At 61.3% G+C, this 1,479-nt stretch carries 2 protein-coding genes; both read left to right on the forward strand.

What is annotated here, in order from left to right; translation table 11 throughout:
• Positions 1-469, forward strand: a 469-nt coding sequence (locus tag DXXMK7_RS23195) for a hypothetical protein (RefSeq protein WP_305809611.1), incomplete at its 5' end; no start/stop codon positions are given.
• Positions 470-1,119: 650 nt separating this feature from the next.
• Positions 1,120-1,479 (forward strand): hypothetical protein (locus DXXMK7_RS23200; RefSeq protein WP_305809612.1); only part of this gene is annotated, 360 nt, incomplete at its 3' end.

Genomic DNA, 1,479 nt, shown 5'->3' on the forward strand with positions numbered 1-1,479 from the left:
TACGCTGCTGGGGCTGACGCGGCTGGCGCTGCAGGCGGCGAGCCTGACCAACGCGGACGGGGCGCGGCTGTACAGCGCGGGCGGGCTGCAGCTGCGTACCGGGCAGCTGACGCAGAACGGTCAGCTGGCGGCGCTGGGCGACCTGCGGGCGGACCTCGGCAACCCGTTCACCCTGACGCGCACGCTGGCGGCGGGGGGACAGCTGACGCTGAACGTGACGGGCGACCTGGTGCAGGCGGGGACGCTGCAGGGGAACGGGGTGACGGTGAGCAGCACCGGCACGCTGACGCAGCAGGGCCGCATCGTGGCGGGCAGTGGCAACAGCACGCTGTCGGCGGCGGCCATCAGCCAGACCGAGAGCGGGAGTATCCAGAGCGGCGGGCCGCTGAGTCTGCTGGCGAGCGGCGATATCACCAACCGGGGATTTATCGGGACGGCGGGCGACCTGCTGATGCAGGCGGGGGGCTGATAGACAACAGCAGCCTGCTGTACGGCGGGGGCAACCTGCAGCTGCTGTCGGCCGCGCTGGTGAACCGGTACGGGAACATCCTGGCGGGGAACAGCCTGTGGATACAGCGTGATGCGGCAGGCAATGCCAGCAGCAGCGTGCTGAACAGTTCGGGCACCATCGAGACGCAGCGGGGGGATATCCGCATTAATACCGGGACGCTGACCAACCAGCGGGAAGGCTTGACTGTTATTGAGAGCGGCAGTACGGCGGCGGAGATGCCGGACTGGGCGGGGGGGACGAAGATAACTATTCCGGAGAGCTGGTTTAAGCCAGATGATATAACAATTAGTGAAACTGAAAATTGTCATGGCGGAAATAATGACAACAGCGAGCATTGCTCCACTATTAAACGAAAAGCTCTTGAGGAAAGAGTACATACTCAGTTTATCACGCTCAGTCAGAAGATCCTTGATGTCAATGTTCAGGGAGGTATGGCACAGATAAATTCATCGGGTAATCTGAATATATCAGCAGGGTATGTGCTTAATAATGCGTCCAGTATTGTGGGGCGTCGAGATGTGCTTTTAAGTGGATGGCAACTTAATAATCAGTCTTACCAGACAGGGACTACCAGTCAAAAATTAAAATATATCTATAAAGGATCCTCAATGCGAGATGGTTTTTCGTTTTGGCTGGACGGCGAACCCATCACTGAATTCACTCCCGGCCAGTCCTACACCGCCACCATCCAGGCCGGCGGCGCAATAACCGCTAATTTCTCGCAGAATATCAGCAACACCAATTTACAGCCGGGCAGCGGCGGCTTTATCCCGTCGATTGCCACGCCGACGCTGGCCGGCGTGAATGCGCCGACCCCGGTGGGGGCGCAGGCCGACCGCGGGCTGGGTGGGGCGTCGGGTAACGTCACGACTACCGCCCTGAGCGGCGCCGGCAGCGTGGCGCTGGCCGGGCAGGCGGGCAGCCTGAATGCCGGTTACGGTGCGGTCACCCGCGATACCCCCACGCCC

It is taken from the genome of Dickeya sp. MK7 (genome assembly GCF_000406305.1).
Taxonomy (GTDB): domain Bacteria; phylum Pseudomonadota; class Gammaproteobacteria; order Enterobacterales; family Enterobacteriaceae; genus Dickeya; species Dickeya fangzhongdai.